We start from the raw sequence: 20,551 nt of genomic DNA on the forward strand, positions 1-20,551 counted from the left end.
CGTCAGTCCGGAGCAAGGAATGTGGCCAGCATCCCGGCCTGTTCAATGGCATTGTCATTGAACAGGCCGGGAATAATCGAATGATAGGGCAGTCGGTGGAATTGTACGGCAATTGGCGTCTTTGCCGGCTGGTAGGAACAAGCGAAATCGACGGTCCAAAATCCACCAACGGGATCCACCAGCCGAGAGCCATCGACGTGTGCAAAACCAATGATTTACACCTATGCTATACGGTGAGCCCCATCGGCGCGCATAGGAGCAAATAATGGCAGCGAAGGAATGAATGGCGCAGCGTTTTTCCTGGTGGTCAATTTTGTCGTCGCCATGTCATTCAGTGCCGTCTTTGCAATCGTTGCCCGCCGCAATCAGTCCCGCCGGGCGGCCTTGTGGTTCGCGGCAGGCTTTGGTGTCGCCTCGATCTCCGCCATCTGCGAACTCCTGGTGGCCTATTCAGGGACGCCTAAACTCTGGGCGATCGGGGCCTTTGCGAGCGTCCTTGCCGGCATGGTCATGTTGGCGGTCGGCATAGGCAAGCTGTTCGGGCAACGGATAGCACCCTGGATCATTGCCATCTTCATGGCCGCGAGCCTTGCCGTATCCTACGTCATCTATGACCTTCCACGCGGAACACCCATGCAGGCCCTGCTTTATCAGAGCCCCTTTGCCTTGGTCATACTCACCAGTACCGGCATCGTGTTCCGGCACGGGCGAAGTGTGGTGGTAGACCGCTTCCTCGGCGTCTTGTTGCTCGTGACCGGCCTCCACTTCCTCGCAAAGGCGGGACTAGCAATGCTCCTTGGAGCTGGCACTTCCGCCCGGGACTATGTCAACACCGACTACGCCTTGGTCTCCCAAAGCCTCACCGCGGTCCTGATGGTGGCCGTTGGGTTGACCCTGCTTGCCACGCTCGTTCTGGAAATCATGACGGCCCAACGCACTGAATCCGAGCTCGACACACTGTCGGGCCTCACAAACAGACGCGGCTTCGACCGCGGCGTGCAAGCCTTGCTCCGGGAAGCACCCGACGGACCGCACGCACTCATTCTCTGCGATCTGGATCACTTCAAGCGCATCAACGACACCTACGGGCACGACATTGGCGATCTCGTCATCAAGACATTCGGCAAAGGCCTGCGCCAATATGCACCACCCGGGGCAGTCATTGGCCGTCTGGGGGGAGAAGAGTTTGCGATCTTCCTGCCCGGCATGCCCATTGAGACCGCCGTACAGCTCGCCCAGAGGCTGAGGCTGGAGGTCATGTCACTTGCCGACTTGCCGAGCGAAATCGGTGTCACCGCAAGCTTCGGCGTGGCCCCCGTTCCTTCTGAAGCCGCTCTGACAGAGGCCTATCGCCAGGCCGACCAGGCGATGTACGACGCCAAGAATTCCGGGCGAAACAGGGTGAAGCGCGCCTCATCCGGCTGATGCTCAGCCGACCGCAGACGACATTTCCCCCGCCATGATCGCAGGCTGCCGGCGCGACGAACTCGCGTCTTTCCCCGCTCAACCAGCAAGATGTTCAAACAATCGCGCGACTGCCTCTGCCCCCGGATCGGCATGACCCTGCAACTGCTTGGCATTGATATAGGCGGCTCGCCCCGCATTGGCCCTGGCAAGCGTTGCCGTCCGGTCTGCGCCGGCCCGTGCAGCACTTGCGGCGGCCTTCAAGCCACCATGAAGCGCGTCGAGCGCGGGAGACAACGCATCAATCATGGTGCGGTCGCCGACATTGGCTCCGCCGATTTCCTGCATGCGGGCAAGGCCCGCCTTCAGAGCATCGCGGATCGGAAGCCCGCTCGAGGCACCATCGCCGGCGGCGGCAAAGAAGATCGCCAACAGAACCCCGGACGAGCCACCCATGGTCTGGCTGAGTTCGAGGCCGATGGCGCGGAACAGCTGGGTGTGATCGGACAGCGGCAGGCGATCCATCGCCTTGACCAGTGCGCGCGCAGCGCCTGCCAGTGTCGAGCCCGTGTCGCCGTCACCCGATTTGGCATCGAGAGCGTTGAGATCCTGTTCGGCGGTAATCATCACATTGCAGCAGCCGATCAGGAAGTCGCGGGTCGGTTTGTGCTCGGAGGGCAAAGGCATGATCGGGGTCAGCCCATCCGGCAGCGCCACCACCGACACCGGATGCACCCTCGACAGGCCCGGCCATGAGGCGGGGCCGACCGGCTGGCCGAGTGCTGCCAGTTCCTCGCGGCTTGCCGGATAGAGCGAGATCGAAAAGCCGCGCATGTCGAGCGAGGTCATCATCGAGGCCGGACCGACCACGTGGCTGATATGCGCGCCAATGTCGGAGCGGATCAACTCATGCGCCAGAACTGACATTTCGAGCACCGAGGTGCCGCCGAGATTGTTGATCAGCGCCACATGCGGGGTCTCCCCGATCGTCGATTTCAGCTTGGCGGCGACCGCCGCCATGGCAGACCGCGCACCGGAAAAGTCGACCTGCTCAACACCCGCCTCGCCATGGATGCCAAGGCCGAGTTCCGCCATGCCCTTGGGGATGCGGTCTTCCTTCGGCGAGCCCGGCACCGTGCAGGTATCGAGCGACATGCCGATGCTCTTCGTTCCGGCGATGACGTGACGTGCCGCAGATGTCACCGTATCGAGATCGGCGCCGTTTTCGGCCAGCGCGCCTGCGATCTTGTGGACAAACAGCGTGCCGGCCACACCGCGCGCCTGGGGCAGATCCGGAAGCGCGATGTCGTCGTCGACAACAACCATGCTGACATTGAGACCGAAGGCGCGGGCACGCTCGGCGGCAAGGCCGAAATTCAGCCGGTCGCCGGTATAGTTCTTGACCACAAGCAGGCAACCGGCGGGTCCGGTCACGGCAAGTATCCCGGCAAGCACCGCATCCACGCTGGGCGAGGCGAAGACATCGCCGCAGACGGCGGCGGTCAGCATGCCCACCCCGACGAAACCGGCATGCGCCGGTTCATGGCCAGAGCCGCCACCCGAGACCAGCGCCACTTTCGACTTGTCCCAATCGGCGCGCACGACGACGCGGATATGCGGATAACCATCCAGCCGGGCCAGCGGCACGCCGGAGGTGGCAAGCAGCCCCTCGACGGCCTCGATGACGACGTCTTCCCGTTTGTTGATGAACTGTGCCATTGGAAACTCCCTCACGTCAGCCGAAGACCGTCGGCGTCGAAATAAAGCGGATTGCTGGGTTCGATCTGGACGATGTCACCGCTGCGAAGCCCGGTATGCGGCTCCGTCACCGTGACAAGGCTTGTGCCCCGAAACGACAGATGCAGGCGGGTCTGGTCCCCGAGCCGCTCGACCCGGTGAACGAGACTGTCCTCACCGCTGCCCTGACGGATATGCTCGGGGCGCAGGCCCATCGACACTGCACGCGGCGGCGCGCCGGGAAAGAGGTCCGCCGGCAGGATATTGATCCGCGGCTGGCCGAGACGGGCGGCTGCATAGATGCTGACCGGCTCCTCATAGACCTCGCGGGGCGAGCCGAACTGCACGAGCCGTCCATGATGCAGGACGCCAACATGGGTGGCCATGGTCATGGCCTCGACCTGGTCATGGGTCACGTAAAGCAGCGTCGCACCTGACATGGCCTGGATGTTCTTCAACTCGATGCGCAGGTCCGCCCTGAGCTTGGCATCAAGCGAACTCAATGGCTCGTCCATCAGGTAGATCTGCGGATTGCGCACCAGCGCGCGCCCGATCGAGACACGCTGCATCTCGCCGCCTGACAGTGCCGTCGCCTTGTTGTCGAGCTTGTGGGCGATCTGCAGGGTCTCGGCGATCGCCTTCACCTTGCGCTCGATTTCGGCAGGCGGTGTCTTCAAGAGCGGCGACTTCAACGGAAAGGCGAGGTTTTCCCGCACCGTCAGATGCGGGTAGAGCGAATATTGCTGAAAGACCATCGCGACATTGCGCTCTGCCGGCGTGAGCCCCTTGGTCGGCTGTCCGCCGATCAGGATCTCGCCGCTGTCCGGCTGATCAAGACCCGAAATCAACCGCAACGTCGTGGTCTTGCCGGCACCCGTGGGTCCGAGCAGCACGACGAAGGAGCCATCGGGCACCGTCATCGAGACCTTGTCGAGCGCGACATGGTCGCCGAAACGCTTGGTGACATTATCAAGAATGACCTCAGCCATGGCGCAGCACTCCTTCATTGCCAGCCGAGACAAGCGCATGTCCGCGTTCGCCGGCAAAGACGGTCATCGTGCGGCTGTCAAAATCGAGCCCAACGGTTTCGCCGGCCTTGACGGTGGCAGCGGACGAAATGCGCGCCTTGATGTCACCGTTCGCGGTCTTCAGCGTCACGATCTGCGTCGTGCCGAGATATTCGGTGGCGATGACCTGTCCCCGATAGGCTGAGGCATCCGAAAAGCAGACATGTTCGGGCCTAACCCCAAGCGTCAACCGGCCCTCGGCGCCCTGGCGGGACACAGGGATGGCAAGCCGATGGCCGTCGAGCGTGACATGATCGCTGCCGATGCCGACCATGCCGTCGAACTCCATAAAGTTCATCGAGGGCGAGCCGATGAAATTGGCGACGAAGCGGGTTGCCGGCCAGTCATAGATCTGTTGCGGCAGCCCGAACTGCTCGACCACACCATGGTTCATGACGACGATCTTGTCGCCCATCTGCATGGCCTCGAGTTGGTCATGGGTGACATAGACGGTGGTGGCGCCCATACGGTCATGCAGCGCCCGCAGCTCTTCGGCCATGTGCTCACGGAACTCGGCATCGAGGGCGCCGAGTGGTTCGTCCATGAAGAAGGCCTTGGGGCGGCGCACGATGGCGCGGCCAAGGGCCACGCGCTGGCGGTCGCCGCCCGAGAGGCCGCCGACCGGTTTGTCGAGAATGTCCTCGATCTTGAGGATGCGTGCGACCTCCTCGACGCGGGTCCTAACCTCCGGTTTCGGCACGCCCTGGCTCAAGAGCGGGTAGGAAATGTTGCGGCGGACATTCATGTGCGGATAGAGCGCGAACATCTGGAAGACAAAGGCGATGTCGCGCTGGCTGGCCCGCTTCATGCCGACCTCTTCGCCATCGATATAGATCTCGCCGCTGGTTGGCAGCTCGAGGCCCGCCATCATCCGCAGTGTCGTGGTCTTGCCGCAGCCGGAGGGGCCGAGCAGCATGAAGAACTCGCCGTCTTCGACGGTGAACGTGGAGGACTGGACAGCCGTGAAGCTGCCGAATTCCTTGCGCACGTTCTCGATACGGATCTGCGCCATCGGTTACTCCGGAAAATGACTGACGATGATGAACATGACGGTTCCGATCAGCGTCACGATGAAGGAATAGGAGTAGAGCCAGAGCGCGACCGGCTGCATCATCATGACCACGCCGAGCGCAATGAGCACCGAGGCCACCAGTTCCCATTCATTGCGCCTGAAACGGCGCAGTCCCTGTAAAAATCGGCTCATTTGCGAACGGCTCCGAAGGTAATGCCCCTGAGCAAATGCTTGCGCAGCAGGATCGTGAAGACGACGACGGGCACAAGAAACAACGTGGCGCCTGCGGCAACAGCCGGCCAGTCCTGGCCGCTCACCCCGATGATCGTGGGGATGAAGGGCGGCGCCGTCTGGGCAGTGCCAGAGGTCAAGAGCACGGCAAAGGCATATTCGTTCCAGGCGAAGATCAGGCAGAAGATCGCGGTCGAGGCGATGCCGGTGACGGCCTGGGGCAGCACAACCTTGTAGAAGGCCTGGAAGCGGGTATAGCCGTCGATCAGCGCCGCCTCCTCATACTCGATCGGGATCTCGTCGATGAAGCCCTTCAAGAGCCAGACCGAGAGCGAGAGATTGACCGCCGTATAGAGGAGGATCATGCCGAGATGCGTGTCGCTTAAGCCCAGTTCGCGGAACATCAGGAAGATCGGGATGGCAACGGCGATCGGCGGCATCATCCGGGTCGAGAGGATGAAGAAGAGGAGATCGTCCTTCAGAGGCACCTTGAAGCGCGAGAAGGCATAGGCCGCCGCTGTTCCCAAGACGATGCAGAGCAGCGTCGAGCCAAAGCCGATGATCACCGAATTGGTGAAGCGCTCACCGAAGCGCGAGGGTCCGGCGATAACAAGGCCATCCTCGCGCACCAGCCGTTCATACCAGGTCGTCGGCTCGCCGAGTGCCTGAAGATCGACCTCTGACACGCGTGTTCGCGTGGTGAAGAGGTTCACATAGCCTTCGAGGGTTGGCTCGAACAGGACCTTCGGCGGATAGGCGATGGAATCAGACGGGCTCTTGAAGCCAGTGGTGATGATCCAGATCAGCGGCATGATGGTGACGACGGCATAGAAGATGACGAGGACGCCGGCGAACCATTTCTGGCGGAGCGAAGGCTCGGTGACGGAATAGCTGCTCATCGTTCTTTCACCTTGTTCAGTGCTTTCACGTAGATCGAGGCAAGGCCGAAGACCGTGACGAAGAGAATGACCGCGTAAGCCGAGGCATAGCCCGTGCGCCACTTCTCAAAAGCCTCGCGCTTGAGGTTGATCGAGGTGAGTTCGGTAACCGAGCCCGGGCCGCCGCCGGTCAGTTGCACGACGAGGTCGAACATCTTGAAGTTCTCGATGCCGCGAAACAGGATGGCCAGCATCAGGAAGGGCAGAACGAGCGGAATGGTGATCGTCCAGAACTGCCGCCATTTGCTGGCGCGGTCGCATTCGGCGGCCTCATAGATGCTGTCGGGGATCGAGCGCAGGCCGGCCAGGCAGATCAGCATGACGAAGGGCGTCCACATCCAGGTGTCGACGATGATGATCGCCCAGGGCGCCAGCGACACGTCGCCGATCATCGAGAAGCTGGAGGGATCAATGCCGGTGAAGAAGCTGACGACGTAATTGAACAGGCCGATCTGCGGCTGGTAGAGGAAGGTCCAGAAATTGCCGACGACGGCGGGGCTCAGCATCATCGGCAGGACGATGATGGTGGTCCAGAGATCATTGCCGCGAAACTTCTTGTTGATCAGATAGGCGAGCGCAAAACCGATCAGAACCTGCAGGACAATGGTCCAGAGCAGGAAATGTGCGGTCGCCTGCATGGTTTGCCAGATGTCGCTATCGGTCAGGATGCGGGCATAATTGCGCAGGCCAACGAATTCGGGTTCTTCATTGGGCCGGTTGACCCGGAAATTGGTGAAGCTCAGCCGGATCGTCCAGATCAGCGGGAAAATGTTGACGGCGAGCAGCAAAAGGATCGACGGCGTAACGAAAAGCCAGGCAATCGCGCGGTCGGAGAGACCGGATACCCGTTTCGCCATTTGCGGCGGGGTCGCCCGCGCAAGGCGGTCGATGGCGTTCTCGGACATTGGGGGCACCCCTATCACAGGCGTTGCATCTGGCATGGCCGATCGGTGAGGACCGGCCATACGATTGCATCAGATCCGCACGAGAGCGGACGGGAAGATTGCGATCAAAGCTTGCCTTCGTCCTCGAAGACTTCGGTCCAGTCCTTCACCAGACCATCAAGCGCTTCCTGCGCAGTCCCCTGCCCTGCCACGACATAATCATGGAAGCGTTTCTGCGAGGCCTGGAGGAGCGAGGCGTAGGAAGGCTCGGCCCAGAAGTCCTTCACGATCGCCATGGAATCGAGGAAGGTCTGCGCATAGGGCTGGCTGGTGGCAAAGCCCGGATCCTCGACGACGGAGCGCAGCGCCGAATAGCCGCCGAGCGACCACCACTTGTTCTGGATTTCCGGCTGGGCAAACCACTTGATGTATTCAAGCGCCGCATCCTGCTTGGAAGAGGCTGCAACCACGGAAATGCCCTGGCCGCCGAGCTGGGCGAACTGCTTGCCATCGGGGCCGGCCGGATTGGGGAAGTAGCCCGACTTGTCGCCACCGACATTGGCGTCGGCATGGATGCCCGGCCAGATGAAGGCGAAGTTCATCTGCAGTGCGACCTGGCCCGACTTATAGGCGTCGATATTCTCGGACATGTAGGTGTCGGACGAGCCGGGCGGCGTGCAGCAATCATAGAGTGCCTTGTAGAATTCAAGGCCGGCAACGGATTGCGGCGAGTTGACGAAGCCTTCGAGTTCATAGGGCTTGGCCGGATTGTCGTACTGGAAGCCGAAGGAATAGAGCACATCCATGGCGCCCATGGTGATGCCTTCCGAGCCGCGCTCGGTGTAGATCGCGGCGCCATAGACCTTCTTGCCGTCGATATCACGGCCCTGGAAGAATTGGGCGATGTCCTTCAATTCAGCGAAGGTCTTCGGCACGGCGAGGTCGCGGCCATACTTGGTCTTGAACTCCGCCTGCAGCTCGGGACGCGCGAACCAGTCCTTGCGATAGGTCCAGCCGACGACATCGCCGAAGGCCGGCAAAGCCCAGTAGTTCGGCGAATTCTTCGGCCATTCGGCATAACCGACGACGGTCGCCGGAATGAAGTCCTCCATCTTGATCCCTTCCTTGGCGAAGAAATCATTGAGCTTCACATATTGGCCATTCTCGGCAGCACCACCGATCCACTGGCTGTCGCCTATCATCAGATCGCAAAGCTTGCCGCCGGAATTCAGTTCGTTGAGCATGCGGTCGGCGAAGTTCGGCCAGGGCACGAATTCGAATTTCATCGTGTGGCCCGACTTGGCCTCGAAATCCTTGCTGAGTTCGACCAGCGCATTGGCCGGGTCCCAGGCGGCCCAGCACAGGGTCAACTCTTCGGCCTTGACGGCATTGGCACCCGACAGGCTGGCAAAGACCAGCGCGCCAGCGGCAACCGTTGATTTCAGAATGACTGACTTCATGACGTTCTCCTCCCAATGTTCGTAATCCCGACCTCCATCGGGACAGGTGCGACGCCCCCTCCAGGGCAAAAATGCACTGCCAGACTGTGTGAGCAGGCGGCCTTCCCTCCTCCGGCTCCCGCATCGGGACGGCGGCGCGGCAAACGCGCCACGGCAATATCCCGAGACAGGAAGAGCTATAATTGAGGTGCGCACCTCAAAGCAAGTTAATTTTGAGGTGCGCACCTCATTTTCTTGCGTTTCGTTTGAATTTGTTGGAAAAGTCATTTTCCCATCACCGGAAAAATGACAGGCCGCCTTGATCAGACCAACCGCAAAGGACCTCGCAGAAGCAGCCGGCGTCAGCCTGGCCACGGTCGATCGCGTCCTGAATGACCGACCCAATGTCAGCGAGAAGGCGGCGCGCAGGGTCAACGAGGCGATCGAGCGGATCGGCTTTGTTCGCAATCCGGCGGCCATGAACCTGGCGCGCAACCGGATCTATCGTTTCCGCTTTGTCCTGCCGCTTTCCGGCGACCAGTATCTGCGGCAGATCCTTCAGGAGGTTGCCGATGCGCGGGAAGCGCTGCGGGCAGACCTCACCGATATCGATTCTGTGCAGATGCCGATGTCCGACCCGCATGCCGTCGCGAATTATCTGGCGGGCCTTGCCGCCGACGATATCGACGGCGTGGCGGTCATGGCGCCGGAATCACCCCAGGTTCGCGATGCGATGGCGAGACTGATCGAACGCGGCATCAAGGTGGTGCAGTTCTTGTCCGGCCAGGAAAAACTGCCGGCTGCCGATTTCGTCGGCGTCAACAATTTTGCAGCAGGCGCCACGGCAGGCAAGATCATCGGTCGTTTTCTGGAGCGCGGGCCGGCAAAGATCATGGTCGTTGCCGAAACCATGATGGCGCAGGACAGCATCGAGCGACGGCTCGGTTTCGACCGGATCATCAATGGCCAGTTCCCGCATCTGACGTCCCTGCCCTCGCTTGAAACCTATGGCGACGAACGCCGGGCAGGCCTCGTCATTGCCCGCATGCTGGAACACAATCCGGAGATCAAGGCCGTCTATGTGCTGAGTTCCGAGGCACGCGTGCCTGTCTCGGCGATCGAAGCCGCTGTCGATACCCGGGCACTGACTGTCGTCGTGCACGAGCGCACGCCATTCAGCGAAGACGCCCTGCGCGACGAACGGATCGACGTGATCATCGCACAGAACCCCGGCCATGCCGTGAGAAGCGCGGTGCGGATCATGCGGGCGCGGCTTGAACAGCGTGAGCCGATCGCCTCCCAGGAGAAGATCCGGATCGAGGTTCTTCTGGGTGAGAATATCTAGGGCCGACTGGAACGCGCATTTCCCCCGACTAGTCCCGGACCTTTGCAGATCTCGATCGATCGAGCGTTATGGAAGGTTCAGGCATCGACTTTAAGAAGTGCTTCCAATAAACATGATTCATATTTTCAAGTTTATTGCTCGAGCTGCTCATGGTCATTGGCGACAAGAACGCCCGGTATCGAATGTACCTGAAGGCACGCAAGGCATTGATCGACTATGCGACACCGATCGCCGGTTCGCGCGATGATGCCGAGGATATCGTCCAGGATGCCTTCCTGAGATTCGTCAACACCGCCGACGAACCGGCTCCACCGAAAACCTACCTCTTTCGCATCGTGCGCAACCTGTCCTTCAACAAGAAGCGCAGGCGCAAGCTGGAGGTTATCGACGAGCCGGACGACATCCCATGGTGGGGATGGCCTCAGGGAAGGCCCTCCCCGGAAGCCGATCTCTTGCTGCAGCAACAGATAGCCCTCGTCGCCAGGGCGATCGAACGATTGCCCGATCGCGAACGTCGGGTGATGGAGATGTATCGCTTCGAAAAGAGAACCCTGCAGGAAATCGCCACGAAGATGGAGGTTTCCGTTCCGACGGCGCATCGCCTGCTCAACGCAGCCATGCAGCGCCTGCGTGAAGAGACACGGGACATTCTGTGATGGGACGCTTCGATCTGAACGATCTGCTGAAAACTGCGGCGGGCTCGCGTGTCTATAAACATGACTCACATGCGATCCTGCAATCGCCTTCTCCAACGGAGCCGGTCCCATGAGCCCTGAAGCACACGACAACCGACCTCACCTGTTCGATGAGGCTGCGGCTTGGCTGATCCGCATCAGGGAAAACCCCCAATCCGCAGAGCTCCGCGCGCATTTCGACATCTGGCGGCAATCGTCCCCGGAGCATGAGCAGGCATGGAGCGAGCTCTGTCTCCTCTGGCGCGCGACGGGAAAGGCCGAAGCCTTTTATCGTCCGCTAGCCTCCACGCGGATCCGGATCCTGCCCCGGCGTCCTGTCTCCGTTCCCCGGCTTGCTGCCGGACTGGCGACCGCTTTCGCCGTCGCCTGTGTGCTCTGGCTCGCCGCTCCCTCCGTGATCGTCCGCTGGACCGCAGACCACCGGACGGCCATCGCCGAGATCCAGAGCATAACGCTTGAGGATGGGAGTTCGGTGGAGCTTGCCCCGGACAGCGCGTTCAGCGCTCAGTTTACCGGTCAACTGCGCCAGGTGACGCTTCTGCAAGGGGAGGCATTTTTCGACATCCGCAAGAACCCGGACCGCCCCTTCCGTGTCATCGCCGGCGGTACCGAGGTCGAAGTGCTCGGCACCGCTTTCGAGGTCGAGCTCACCGAGGACGCCACGCACGTTGCCGTGGCGCGAGGCTCGGTCTCGACATTGAGCCGCGCCGCTGTCTCCGGTGCTTCGCGAGCCACCCTGAAACCAGGTGACGCGATTTCCATCGATGCCCGGAGCGGAATGGAAACGAGGACACTCGTCGACGCAGACAACATCGGTTCATGGCGTGAGGGACGTCTCGTGGTCAGCAACGCAACCATCGCATCGGTTATCGATGTCATCCGGCGCTACGACCCGGCCTGGATCACGCTGGCAGACCCGTCGCTCGGCGAGGAACGGGTCACGGGCATCTACGATCTGACATCCCCGGCACTTGCGCTCGGGGCACTCGTGGATCCCTTTGGCGGCCGGGTCCTGAATCTGGGGGATTCCGTGCGCGTGATCACCCGCCACTAAAAAATATGATAGTATTTATCAAGATTTAACAGGAAAGAGAAAAACTCCCTGAAAATATCGACTTAGCCACGTGTCTTTCTGTCAGCAACCCGGCGTGGGCGGCGTTGAATGGCGTAAGGGACAAGTGGGTAAATGGTACGAAGAGTAGAATGCAGGCGGGTTCATCCGGGAAGAAGTAGCGTCTTCAGGACGGGTGTCCTGTTGAGTTCGGTGGCACTCGGCGCGGTCATCTGGACCGGACCGGGCCAGGCGCAGACATCACCGGCAGCACCGGCGCAACAATCCCCGCAAGCGGATCTGCGTGAGTTCGATATTGCCGCCCAGCCATTGTCCCGCGCTCTCGCCGCGTTCAACCGCCAGTCCGGCATCCAGGTCAGTCAGGCCTCGGGCAGCGCGGCTGATGTCGGCGTCAACGCGGTCAAGGGCCGCATGACGCCGGAAACGGCGCTTGCGACCATGCTTGCCGGCACGGGCATTCCCTTCCGCTTCACCGGCAACCGGGCCGTCGTCGTCGGCGCCGACCAGATCGGCGATGACGCAGCACAAGCCCCGGATGATGGCTCGACCGTCCTCGACACGATCACGGTTGCAACCGGCGGCGCCAATGCCACAACGGGTAGCGGCTATCAGGGTACGCCGGATTGGGTTTACGAGACCCCGAGCAGCCTGAGCGTGGTGGGTCGCGAAGCGATACAGGCAGCCGGCGTCCGCAACACCCGCGACCTGTTCAACCGGATCTCCGGCGTCTATGCTGGCGAAGGCAATGGCAGCTTCCCGACGGTTTCGCCCAACATTCGAGGTCTGCAGGATTCCGGCCGTGTCATCGTCTCCATCGATGGCGCCCGACAGAATGCACAGCGCGGTGCCGGATTCGGTGGCAGCAATTATATCTCGAATTCGGGCCAGGCCTTCGTAGACAGCGCGTTTATTCGCGCCGTCGAGGTCGAGAAGAACACCAGGGCAGCGTCCGGCAGCGCCGGTTCACTGGGCGGCAAGGTAGAATTTCAGACCGTTGGTGCGGACGATCTGATTGCCGATGGTAAGCAATGGGGTGTCGAGACCAACACCGGGACCGGCACCAACAATACGTTCTACCAGGGGTCCTATCTCGCCGCGACACGCCTCGGCGAGACCCCCTTCTCGCTCACCGGCGGCTTCAGCAGCTCCAATCTCGGCGAATACGCGGTCGGGAAGAACGGGGACCAGACGACCACCGAAGACCTCATGAAGAACATGCTCGGCCGGAGCAACTGGAGTTCGCTTGCCAAGCTCGAAGGCGACTTCGGCGATGTCGAGACCTCCCTGTCCTGGATGCATCAGGACAACTCCTTCGTCTACGGCACGTCCGGTGGCGGGAGCCTCAACCACGAAAACGCACGCAACGACAGCGTTACCGCCAAGTTCACATGGGATCCGGAATCCCCGCTGATCGATATGAAGGGCCTTCTCTGGCTGAATAATTCCAACATGACTGAGGTTCGCGAAGCGCGAACAATGGATACATTGGACACCAGCGATGACATCCCCGAAACCACGATCGATATGGGCACGAAAAGCTTCGGCGCTTCGCTCGATAACACCAGTGTGCTCGAAACCGTCGCCGGTCCGCTGACCCTCAACTACGGCGCCGAAGCCTTCCGCGATATCGCCACGTCGTCGGCCAGCAGCACCAATATTACTTCAAATCCGAACTGGGAGAGCAGCTATACCGCCTTCAGCCCGCCCGGTCGCCGCGACATGGCAAGCCTCTTCGTCAACGGCACGCTGGAACCGGTGGACTGGGTCAGCCTGACAGCCGGGCTGCGCTATGATTGGTCAAGGCTGAAAGGCACCGCACGCTATCAGAACCGCGTCATTTCGTCTGTGACGACACCGGGCACCTATGCACAGGCGGTGACCACCTGGGCCGCCTATGGGCAAATCTATTCCGTAGCAACTTACAATCTGCGCACCGCGATCTGCAACACGGGCATCCATCCGACAACAGGCACCGTCTATAACGCTGATCAAAAACAACGCACCTGCGATGCGCTCACCGCCACCGGGGAGATCGTCAACGGCCGCTGGTATAGCACCGGTCAAGCGATCATCGCCCCCGTCACCACTCCCGTCACGACCTATCCGGAATACGAGTTCGAGGTCGACCGCATCGACAGCGCCTGGCTTCCCTCTGCCACGATCGAATTCAAGCCGGTGGACTGGTTCCGCCCCTATGTCAGCTATTCCGAAAGCTATCGGCCGCCAACCATCCTGGAAGCATTCTTCACCGGCGGACCACCGACCGACAACGTCGGCGTTGCCTATGCGCCCAATGAAGATCTGCGGTCAGAAACGGCCACGACCTACGAAATCGGCACCAATGTCAGTCTTGACGACGTCCTGACGGGCGGAGACACCCTCCGCCTGAAGGCCTCGGCATTCTACCGCGAGGTGGAGGACTACATCGTACTCGGCACGATCTACACGGCGGATGTCAGCTCAAAGACCTATCAGAGCTTCGTCAACCTCGACGGGACCACCCGTATGAAGGGCGTCGAACTGGAGGGCAATTACGACGTCGGTGGTTTCTGGCTCGGGGGCACGGCTTCCTTTCTCGACACGGAGTGGCCGTCGAAAACCCAGGTCTTCTCCAACGGCACCACAACCACCTCGGGAGACATCGTCGCGACTGTCGGCTCGGTGCCGCCGAGACTAAAACTGACCGTCGATGGTGGCATGCGGTTCTTCGATGAGCGCCTTTCCCTTGGCGCGCGCCTCAACCACGTCACGGCGAACCAGAGCTACCTGCTGGACACCGATACGGGCAACCTGTTGAAGCTGACAGACGTCTACACCACTGTCGATCTCTATGGCTCGTTCGAGGTGACAGAAACCGCTACGCTGCGCTTCGCCGTCAACAATGTCACGGATCGCAATTACATCCCGGCCAACAGCGACTACACAGCGCCCGGCCGCACCTTCACCGCAACGCTGAAGATGAAGTTCTGATCGCGCTCGCCTCTGCGCGCCGTCTGGCACGCCAAGCAGGAATTCCCCGGGTCGGGGTGATGGCCCGCCCGGGGATACACTGTCCGGACATTCGTCCGGGCCAATGTCAACAGCCACTCAAGGAGAAACCCCATGGCTGCAGTCATCCAACTTAGCTCCGCCTCTTCCAACATGGAAGGCTACCTGAACGGTTGGGCGAGCGGTTACAGCTCGACCTACGGCGCCTTCTGGGACGAGGGCAACGGTCTTGTCACCAATCCGCTCAGCACCACCGTCTACGAACAATGGGGCAATGGTGCCACCGGTGGAAACGGCATCTACATGGAAGGTGAGTTCCAGTATTCGCGTGGCAACCTGACCGGCACGGTCGACAGCATCACGCTCGGCAGTGGCTTCAGCCAATCTGCCTCGACCGGCTTCAGCGTTTCCGCCGATCTGGTGATCACGCCAGATAGCACCTTCCCGAGTGCGACCACGGACGTGTTCGATTGGGCAATCTATGACCTCACCGTCAACAGCTCGCTTGACAGCCTCTACGACTACCTCGCCGCCGTCGGCACAGAGATCCACGACACCGCCGCGTCCGATGTACTGGTCGGCTTCGGTGGTGCAGATACCTTCGTCTTCACCGCAGGCAACGACATCGTGAAGGCCGGCCCCACCGGCACCTCTGGCTTCCAGGATGGTGTGGACGTTCTCGACATCTCCGCCTGGGGCGTGACCGACTTCAGCGAACTGCAGATTTCCGATCTGGGCGGTGACGCCGTCATCGAGAGCGTCCTGGGCGACACCATCACGCTCAACGGCGTGTCATCAAGCGTTCTCGACGCGTCGGACTTCCTCTTCGCCTGAGACTGAACCGGTCGCGCGCAGCCATGCGCGCGACCACCTTCCAAGACAGCGGAGCAGACGAGCAGCATGCGGACCAGAGCCAGCACACCCGAGCCTCTTGTGAGCAACATGACTGACATGAGCGGCGCCCTGTTGGCCATCGCTTTGCTCAGCGGTGTCGTCAACATCCTGGCCCTGACCTCGCCTTTGTTCATGATGCAGGTCTATGACCGCGTGCTGTCCAGCGGCAGTATCCCGACACTGATCGGCCTCGCGGTGCTGGCCATCGGGCTCTACACTTTCCAGGCTGTGCTCGACGCAATCAGGGCGCGGGTCTTGCTGCGCATCGGCGAGAAGTTCGATCACGACCTCTCGCCACGCGTTCACCACGCTGTCATCCGCCTGCCGCTTCTGGCGCCTGCGTCCGGCGACGGCCTGCAGCCTCTGCGAGATCTCGACAATATCCGCGGCTTTCTCTCCGGCAGCGGCCCCACGGCCTTCTTCGACCTCCCCTGGATGCCGCTCTATCTCGGGATCAGCTTTCTCTTCCATTTCTGGATCGGCGTGACCGCGCTTGCCGGCGCGGTCGTGCTGGTATCCCTCACGCTCCTGACCAACCTCCTGTCTCGCCAGGCTGTCCGGGACCAGACCACGGCCAACATGGCCCGCAATGGTCTTCTGGAAGCCACACGCCGCAATGCAGAAGTCGTCCAGGCCATGGGCATGGGTCCCCGCATGGCGGGGCGATGGCAAGACGCCAACCTCGACTATCTCCAGGCCAACCGCAGATCAGGGGATGTTGTGAGCGGGCTCGGCTGCCTGTCGCGCGCCCTGCGCATGATGCTGCAATCGGTGCTGCTCGCTGTCGGTGCCTGGCTGGTCATCACACAGGAAGCAAGCGCAGGCGTCATGATCGCAAGCTCGATCATGATGGGCCGCGCGCTGGCGCCGGTAGATGCGGCCATTGCGGCCTGGAAACCCTGGCTGATGGCCCGGCAAAGCTGGACGAGGCTCCAGGACCTGCTGACCCGCCTGCCGGCAGACGCAAGCGTCCTGTCGCTGCCAAAGCCGCGCCGTGAACTGAAGTCGGAAGGCCTCGTTGTGGCGCCACCCGGCACCAAGGTTCCGACAATTGCCGGCATCACCTTCACAGTCACCGCGGGCGAGGCCCTCGGCATCATCGGCCCCTCAGGTTCCGGCAAATCAACGCTCTCGCGCGCGCTTGTCGGCGCCTGGTTGCCGTTGGCCGGCAAGGTCCGCCTGGACGGCGCAAGCCTGGACCAATGGAACCGGGAAGAACTTGGCGCCCATATCGGCTACTTGCCACAGGGGGTGGAGCTCTTCGACGGAACCATCGCCGATAACATAGCCCGCTTCGAAGAGGACCCGGACCCGCGTGCCGTGGTCGCCGCAGCCGAAACAGCCGGGGCCCATGAGATGATCCTGCGCATGGAGCATGGCTACGAAACCCGCATCGGCGAAGGAGGCTCAGCGCTGTCTGCCGGCCAGCGCCAGCGGATCGGGCTCGCACGGGCGCTCTACCGCGATCCGTTCCTCGTGGTTCTCGACGAACCCAACGCGAACCTGGATGCCGAAGGAGAAACCGCCCTGGTGGAGGCGATCCGCGCAATCCGCGCCCGCAGCGGCATTGTCGTCGTCATCGCCCATCGCCCGAGTGCGATCGGGGCCGTTGATCTGGTCCTGATGGTCGAGGCTGGTCGCCAGAAGGCCTTCGGCCCGCGCGACAAGGTTCTCGCCGAAGTACTCCAGCCACGCGCGGCAGCGGCGAGGCATGCTCTTTCCCCGCAGATCGCACCGTATGGCAGCACGTCGCTCCGCGTGGTCACCTCCCCCGGGGGCGACCAGACAACCGATCGCCCGGGCACCGCCACGAAGGGAGACGCAGATGCAACTCTCTGAACGACAGTCAGCCGTCCGCCGTTCAATCGGCCTGCATGCCCGCCTTGGCCTGCTGGTCTGCCTGCTGCTGGTCGGCGGTGCCGGTACATGGGCGGCAATCACCCGGATCTCCGGCGCGGTCGTTGCCGGTGGACATTTCGTTGTCGCCGGCAACATCAAGAAGGTCCAGCATCCGGCGGGGGGCGTCGTCGGCGAGATCCGCGTTCGCGAGGGTGACAGGGTCGTGGCCGGAGACGTGCTGCTGCGTCTAGACGCGACGCAGGCGAACGCCAATCTCGCCATGGTCGCCAAGCGGCTGACGGAGCTTCTGGCACGCCAGGCCCGACTGGAGGCCGAACGCGACGACCTCGAACGGATCATCTTCCCCGAGGATCTTCTGGAGCAACAGCGGCAGGGACAGGTCGATGCGCTCGCAGCCATGGACAGCGAGTCGCGATTGTTCCGCTTCCGAAAGGCCTCCCGTGACGGACAGAAAGCCCAGCTCGCAGAGCGTATCCGGCAATACAGCCACGAGATCGAGGGACTGCGGGCGCAGGAAGTAGCCTATCGCGAGGGAAGCGAAGTGCTGCGGCAGGAGATATCAGCGCTCACCGGGTTGCGCAGACAGGGTGCAGTATCAGATCAACGCCTCAATGGCCTGAAGACGGAACTGGCAACATTCGGCGGGGAACTCGGGGAGAAGATCGCCTATCAGGCTCAGATCGCAGGCAGGATCACGGAAACCAGGCTGGCCATCCTCCAGATCGATCAGGATCTCAAGTCGGAGGTGGGCCGGGAGTTGCGGGAGGTCCAGGGGCAAATCGGCGAATTCGTCGAACGTCGGATTGCCTCCGAGGATCAGCGCCGCCGAACCGATATCATCGCCCCGTTGTCGGGCGTGGTGCATCAGTTGGCCGTGCATACAGTCGGCGGCGTCGTCACAGCGGCAGAAGCCATCATGCTGATCGTTCCCGAAGGCGACGCGCTCTTGCTTGAGGCGCATGTTTCGCCGAAGGACATCGATGTGATCCGGGAGGGACAGAATGCCAGAATTCGCCTCTCGGCATTCAGCCAGGGCACGACGCCGGAACTCCAGGGCCGCGTCAGTCATGTGGCCGCGGATCTTACGGTCGATCCGTCGACCGGCCTTTCCTACTACGTCATCCGGGTCGCCACCGAGCCCGGTATCGCAAGGACGATACCGGACATCACACTCGTTCCCGGAATGCCTGCGGAGGTCCTCGTGCAGACCGGCGAACGAACGGCGCTCTCCTATCTGATCAAGCCTCTCGCCGACCAGCTGGCGCGGGCATTCCGGGAACAATAGGTGAAAAGCGCAAGGCAACTGCCTGGCATACGAGACACGTCCGACGCCCTGGGCCTGACCATGGCCGGCAGGACGGCCGGCCTCAGGCGCTGGAAACCAGGTCCGCGCCGACCGCCTGGAGGGCGGCACGCGCCACCTCCTCATCCTGGTCACCGCTGCCCGAACCAATGCCGATGCCGCCAACAAGAACGCCGCCGAAGCGGATCGGAAGACCGCCCTTGAGCCCGGTCACTTCGCCCTGGGTGGCGCCGGAAATCAGCAGCCGCGCCTGTTCGGGAATAGCCGTCGTGGGCGCATTGATGGATGCGGTCGTTCGCGCCTTGGCAAGAGCGCTCTTCAGGGAGAGGAACCGCGCCCCCTTCATGCGGAAGGACCCGAGCACGACACCGCTCTGGTCGACAACCACGATGCATTGCGGCTGCCCCATGGCCGAAGCCTTATCGATAGCGGCGTGCAGCATGGCGAGCACGCCCTTGTCCGTCAGTTGCGCTGAAGGCTCGAAGAAGTCGCTCATGCACGGGTATCCTGTTCATCCGTTAGCGTGGTCGCAGCCGGCACAGAGGAGACTGCGCCGGCCGCTAGGGAGCAGCTCTTACTTACCCCAGATCTTGGCATACTGATCGCGGTAACCGTTGCCCGGATCGAAGATATTCTTGTCACCGCCATCCGCGTTGATGTTCGCTTTGGTCACGACATGCAGAGGCGAGGTGTAACCCGACCATTCTACCTTGCTGACGGCGCGGTTCAACTCATCGATCAACTGCCAGCCCTGCAGGTTGAGCGGTTCGGCGACCGTCACGGCCTGATACTGGCCGGAGCGGATACGCTGATAGGCGGACTCGGACCCGTCACCGGCGGCAACCGCCTTCGGTGCACCATCGCCCGGAACGCCGGCTGCGGCGAGGCTCGGCCCCATGAAGTCGAAGTAGATGTCGTTGATCGCCAGCGCATGGGTCCAGCTTGCGCCGTATTTCTGCAGCAACGAAGTCGTCAGCGTCGGCATGCGGCTTGAGGTGTCGGCGATCGGCGTGTCGACATATTCGAGCACCGTGCCGCCGAGCTTCTCGATCGTCTCCTTGATCTTGTCGGCCTTGGCAATCGCGATTGCATAGGTCGAGTCCGTGAAGATCACGACGCCCGGCTTGCCACCAGCATCCGCAAAGGCCCATTTACCGGCAGCGGCAGAGACTTCCATCGCATCCGTCGAGACATTGGCGAACAGGCAATTGGCCGGATCAGGGCCGATGACCGGGCCGGCATGCCAGCTGACCATCGGGATGCCGGCGTCGCAGGCCTGCTTGAGAGCTGCCTGCTGTTCGACGGCATCAAAGCCATTGATGATGATGCCATCCGGCTTCAGCGCAAGCGCCTGACCGAAGGCGCCAGCGCGGCTCTGCACGGAACCAGCGCCATCAAGAACGGTAACCTCCCAACCGATCTTGGCCGCCGCTTCCTGGATACCGTTGGTGACGCCGAGAATGCCGCCATTCTTCATGTCGGCGGCGAGCACGACGATCTTCTTCCCCGCAGCGGCGGTCGGGCCGCTGGTCGGACCATCCCAGGTGGTCTTCTCGCCGGCATATTTCTGGACTTCTGCCATCGCATCCGAAATCGCGTCGGCATGGGCAGGCATGGCGGCCGTCAGCGCCAGGATCGATACGGCAAGAGCTCTCTTCAGCATGGTTTCCTCCCAAAGTAGC

At 61.8% G+C, this 20,551-nt stretch carries 17 protein-coding genes; 8 read left to right on the forward strand and 9 right to left on the reverse strand.

Features of this window, described 5'->3' with window-relative positions; translation table 11 throughout:
* The first annotated feature begins 279 nt into the window (after positions 1-279).
* The gene (locus J2045_RS19090) at positions 280-1,425 is read left to right on the forward strand and encodes a GGDEF domain-containing protein (RefSeq protein WP_307375835.1); all 1,146 of its coding nucleotides are present in this window, start codon (positions 280-282) and stop codon (positions 1,423-1,425) included.
* Positions 1,426-1,503: 78 nt separating this feature from the next.
* Here J2045_RS19090 and J2045_RS19095 read toward each other — a convergent pair whose 3' ends face one another.
* The 7 genes from J2045_RS19095 to J2045_RS19125 form a co-directional block, all read right to left on the reverse strand.
* Complete coding sequence (locus J2045_RS19095; RefSeq protein ID WP_307375838.1) at positions 1,504-3,123, reverse strand: dihydroxyacetone kinase subunit DhaK; 1,620 nt, start codon at positions 3,121-3,123, stop codon at positions 1,504-1,506.
* Between the two features lie 11 nt (positions 3,124-3,134).
* Positions 3,135-4,130: an ABC transporter ATP-binding protein gene (locus J2045_RS19100; protein WP_307375842.1), complete on the reverse strand. Its 996-nt coding sequence runs from the start codon at positions 4,128-4,130 to the stop codon at positions 3,135-3,137.
* Positions 4,123-5,220 carry an ABC transporter ATP-binding protein gene (locus J2045_RS19105; protein WP_307375844.1) on the reverse strand — a complete coding sequence of 366 codons (1,098 nt, stop codon included), beginning with the start codon at positions 5,218-5,220 and terminating at the stop codon, positions 4,123-4,125. The genes J2045_RS19100 and J2045_RS19105 overlap by 8 nt, the downstream gene beginning before the upstream one ends.
* A gap of 3 nt (positions 5,221-5,223) precedes the next feature.
* The gene (locus J2045_RS19110; RefSeq protein WP_307375847.1) at positions 5,224-5,412 is read right to left on the reverse strand and encodes a hypothetical protein; all 189 of its coding nucleotides are present in this window, start codon (positions 5,410-5,412) and stop codon (positions 5,224-5,226) included.
* Positions 5,409-6,350: a carbohydrate ABC transporter permease gene (locus J2045_RS19115; protein ID WP_307375849.1), complete on the reverse strand. Its 942-nt coding sequence runs from the start codon at positions 6,348-6,350 to the stop codon at positions 5,409-5,411. The genes J2045_RS19110 and J2045_RS19115 overlap by 4 nt, the downstream gene beginning before the upstream one ends.
* On the reverse strand, positions 6,347-7,294 hold the full coding sequence (locus J2045_RS19120; protein ID WP_307375853.1) for a carbohydrate ABC transporter permease: 948 nt from the start codon (positions 7,292-7,294) through the stop codon (positions 6,347-6,349). Before J2045_RS19120 ends, J2045_RS19115 begins: the two co-directional genes overlap by 4 nt.
* A 104-nt stretch (positions 7,295-7,398) precedes the next feature.
* Complete coding sequence (locus J2045_RS19125; RefSeq protein WP_307375855.1) at positions 7,399-8,733, reverse strand: ABC transporter substrate-binding protein; 1,335 nt, start codon at positions 8,731-8,733, stop codon at positions 7,399-7,401.
* A gap of 301 nt (positions 8,734-9,034) precedes the next feature.
* On the opposite strand from J2045_RS19125, the gene J2045_RS19130 reads away from it, so the two are divergent.
* The 7 genes from J2045_RS19130 (at position 9,035) to J2045_RS19160 (ending at position 18,851) form a co-directional block, all read left to right on the forward strand.
* A complete protein-coding gene (locus J2045_RS19130; protein WP_307375956.1) occupies positions 9,035-10,057 on the forward strand; it encodes a LacI family DNA-binding transcriptional regulator in 1,023 nt (340 codons plus the stop codon).
* Positions 10,058-10,206: 149 nt separating this feature from the next.
* Entirely contained in the window at positions 10,207-10,713 is a 507-nt protein-coding gene (locus J2045_RS19135; RefSeq protein ID WP_307375858.1) for an RNA polymerase sigma factor, read from the forward strand.
* Positions 10,714-10,822: 109 nt separating this feature from the next.
* Positions 10,823-11,806 carry a FecR family protein gene (locus J2045_RS19140; protein WP_307375860.1) on the forward strand — a complete coding sequence of 328 codons (984 nt, stop codon included), beginning with the start codon at positions 10,823-10,825 and terminating at the stop codon, positions 11,804-11,806.
* Between the two features lie 132 nt (positions 11,807-11,938).
* Positions 11,939-14,794 (forward strand): TonB-dependent receptor, encoded by a 2,856-nt coding sequence (locus J2045_RS19145; RefSeq protein ID WP_307375862.1) that lies wholly within the window; start codon positions 11,939-11,941, stop codon positions 14,792-14,794.
* A gap of 132 nt (positions 14,795-14,926) precedes the next feature.
* Positions 14,927-15,646 carry a calcium-binding protein gene (locus J2045_RS19150; RefSeq protein ID WP_307375864.1) on the forward strand — a complete coding sequence of 240 codons (720 nt, stop codon included), beginning with the start codon at positions 14,927-14,929 and terminating at the stop codon, positions 15,644-15,646.
* 108 nt (positions 15,647-15,754) lie between these two features.
* The gene (locus J2045_RS19155; RefSeq protein ID WP_307375866.1) at positions 15,755-17,545 is read left to right on the forward strand and encodes a type I secretion system permease/ATPase; all 1,791 of its coding nucleotides are present in this window, start codon (positions 15,755-15,757) and stop codon (positions 17,543-17,545) included.
* Positions 17,532-18,851 carry an HlyD family type I secretion periplasmic adaptor subunit gene (locus J2045_RS19160; RefSeq protein WP_307375868.1) on the forward strand — a complete coding sequence of 440 codons (1,320 nt, stop codon included), beginning with the start codon at positions 17,532-17,534 and terminating at the stop codon, positions 18,849-18,851. Before J2045_RS19155 ends, J2045_RS19160 begins: the two co-directional genes overlap by 14 nt.
* Before the next feature lie 82 nt (positions 18,852-18,933).
* Here J2045_RS19160 and J2045_RS19165 read toward each other — a convergent pair whose 3' ends face one another.
* Together J2045_RS19165 and J2045_RS19170 are read right to left on the reverse strand one after the other, a co-directional pair.
* Positions 18,934-19,365 carry a GlcG/HbpS family heme-binding protein gene (locus tag J2045_RS19165; RefSeq protein ID WP_307375872.1) on the reverse strand — a complete coding sequence of 144 codons (432 nt, stop codon included), beginning with the start codon at positions 19,363-19,365 and terminating at the stop codon, positions 18,934-18,936.
* Positions 19,366-19,443: 78 nt separating this feature from the next.
* A complete protein-coding gene (locus tag J2045_RS19170) occupies positions 19,444-20,532 on the reverse strand; it encodes a substrate-binding domain-containing protein (protein WP_307375874.1) in 1,089 nt (362 codons plus the stop codon).
* Positions 20,533-20,551 lie beyond the last annotated feature (19 nt).

Origin of the sequence: Peteryoungia aggregata LMG 23059, from assembly GCF_030814435.1 — a bacterium.
Classification (GTDB): Bacteria; Pseudomonadota; Alphaproteobacteria; order Rhizobiales; family Rhizobiaceae; genus Allorhizobium; species Allorhizobium aggregatum.

Coding starts and splice junctions, on each gene's coding strand:
- J2045_RS19090 (WP_307375835.1), top strand. CDS start 280: ATGAATGGCGCAGCGTTTTTCCTGGTGGTCAATTTTGTCGTCGCCATG.
- J2045_RS19095 (WP_307375838.1), bottom strand. CDS start 3,123: ATGGCACAGTTCATCAACAAACGGGAAGACGTCGTCATCGAGGCCGTC.
- J2045_RS19100 (WP_307375842.1), bottom strand. CDS start 4,130: ATGGCTGAGGTCATTCTTGATAATGTCACCAAGCGTTTCGGCGACCAT.
- J2045_RS19105 (WP_307375844.1), bottom strand. CDS start 5,220: ATGGCGCAGATCCGTATCGAGAACGTGCGCAAGGAATTCGGCAGCTTC.
- J2045_RS19110 (WP_307375847.1), bottom strand. CDS start 5,412: ATGAGCCGATTTTTACAGGGACTGCGCCGTTTCAGGCGCAATGAATGG.
- J2045_RS19115 (WP_307375849.1), bottom strand. CDS start 6,350: ATGAGCAGCTATTCCGTCACCGAGCCTTCGCTCCGCCAGAAATGGTTC.
- J2045_RS19120 (WP_307375853.1), bottom strand. CDS start 7,294: ATGTCCGAGAACGCCATCGACCGCCTTGCGCGGGCGACCCCGCCGCAA.
- J2045_RS19125 (WP_307375855.1), bottom strand. CDS start 8,733: ATGAAGTCAGTCATTCTGAAATCAACGGTTGCCGCTGGCGCGCTGGTC.
- J2045_RS19135 (WP_307375858.1), top strand. CDS start 10,207: ATGGTCATTGGCGACAAGAACGCCCGGTATCGAATGTACCTGAAGGCA.
- J2045_RS19140 (WP_307375860.1), top strand. CDS start 10,823: ATGAGCCCTGAAGCACACGACAACCGACCTCACCTGTTCGATGAGGCT.
- J2045_RS19145 (WP_307375862.1), top strand. CDS start 11,939: ATGGTACGAAGAGTAGAATGCAGGCGGGTTCATCCGGGAAGAAGTAGC.
- J2045_RS19150 (WP_307375864.1), top strand. CDS start 14,927: ATGGCTGCAGTCATCCAACTTAGCTCCGCCTCTTCCAACATGGAAGGC.
- J2045_RS19155 (WP_307375866.1), top strand. CDS start 15,755: ATGACTGACATGAGCGGCGCCCTGTTGGCCATCGCTTTGCTCAGCGGT.
- J2045_RS19160 (WP_307375868.1), top strand. CDS start 17,532: ATGCAACTCTCTGAACGACAGTCAGCCGTCCGCCGTTCAATCGGCCTG.
- J2045_RS19165 (WP_307375872.1), bottom strand. CDS start 19,365: ATGAGCGACTTCTTCGAGCCTTCAGCGCAACTGACGGACAAGGGCGTG.
- J2045_RS19170 (WP_307375874.1), bottom strand. CDS start 20,532: ATGCTGAAGAGAGCTCTTGCCGTATCGATCCTGGCGCTGACGGCCGCC.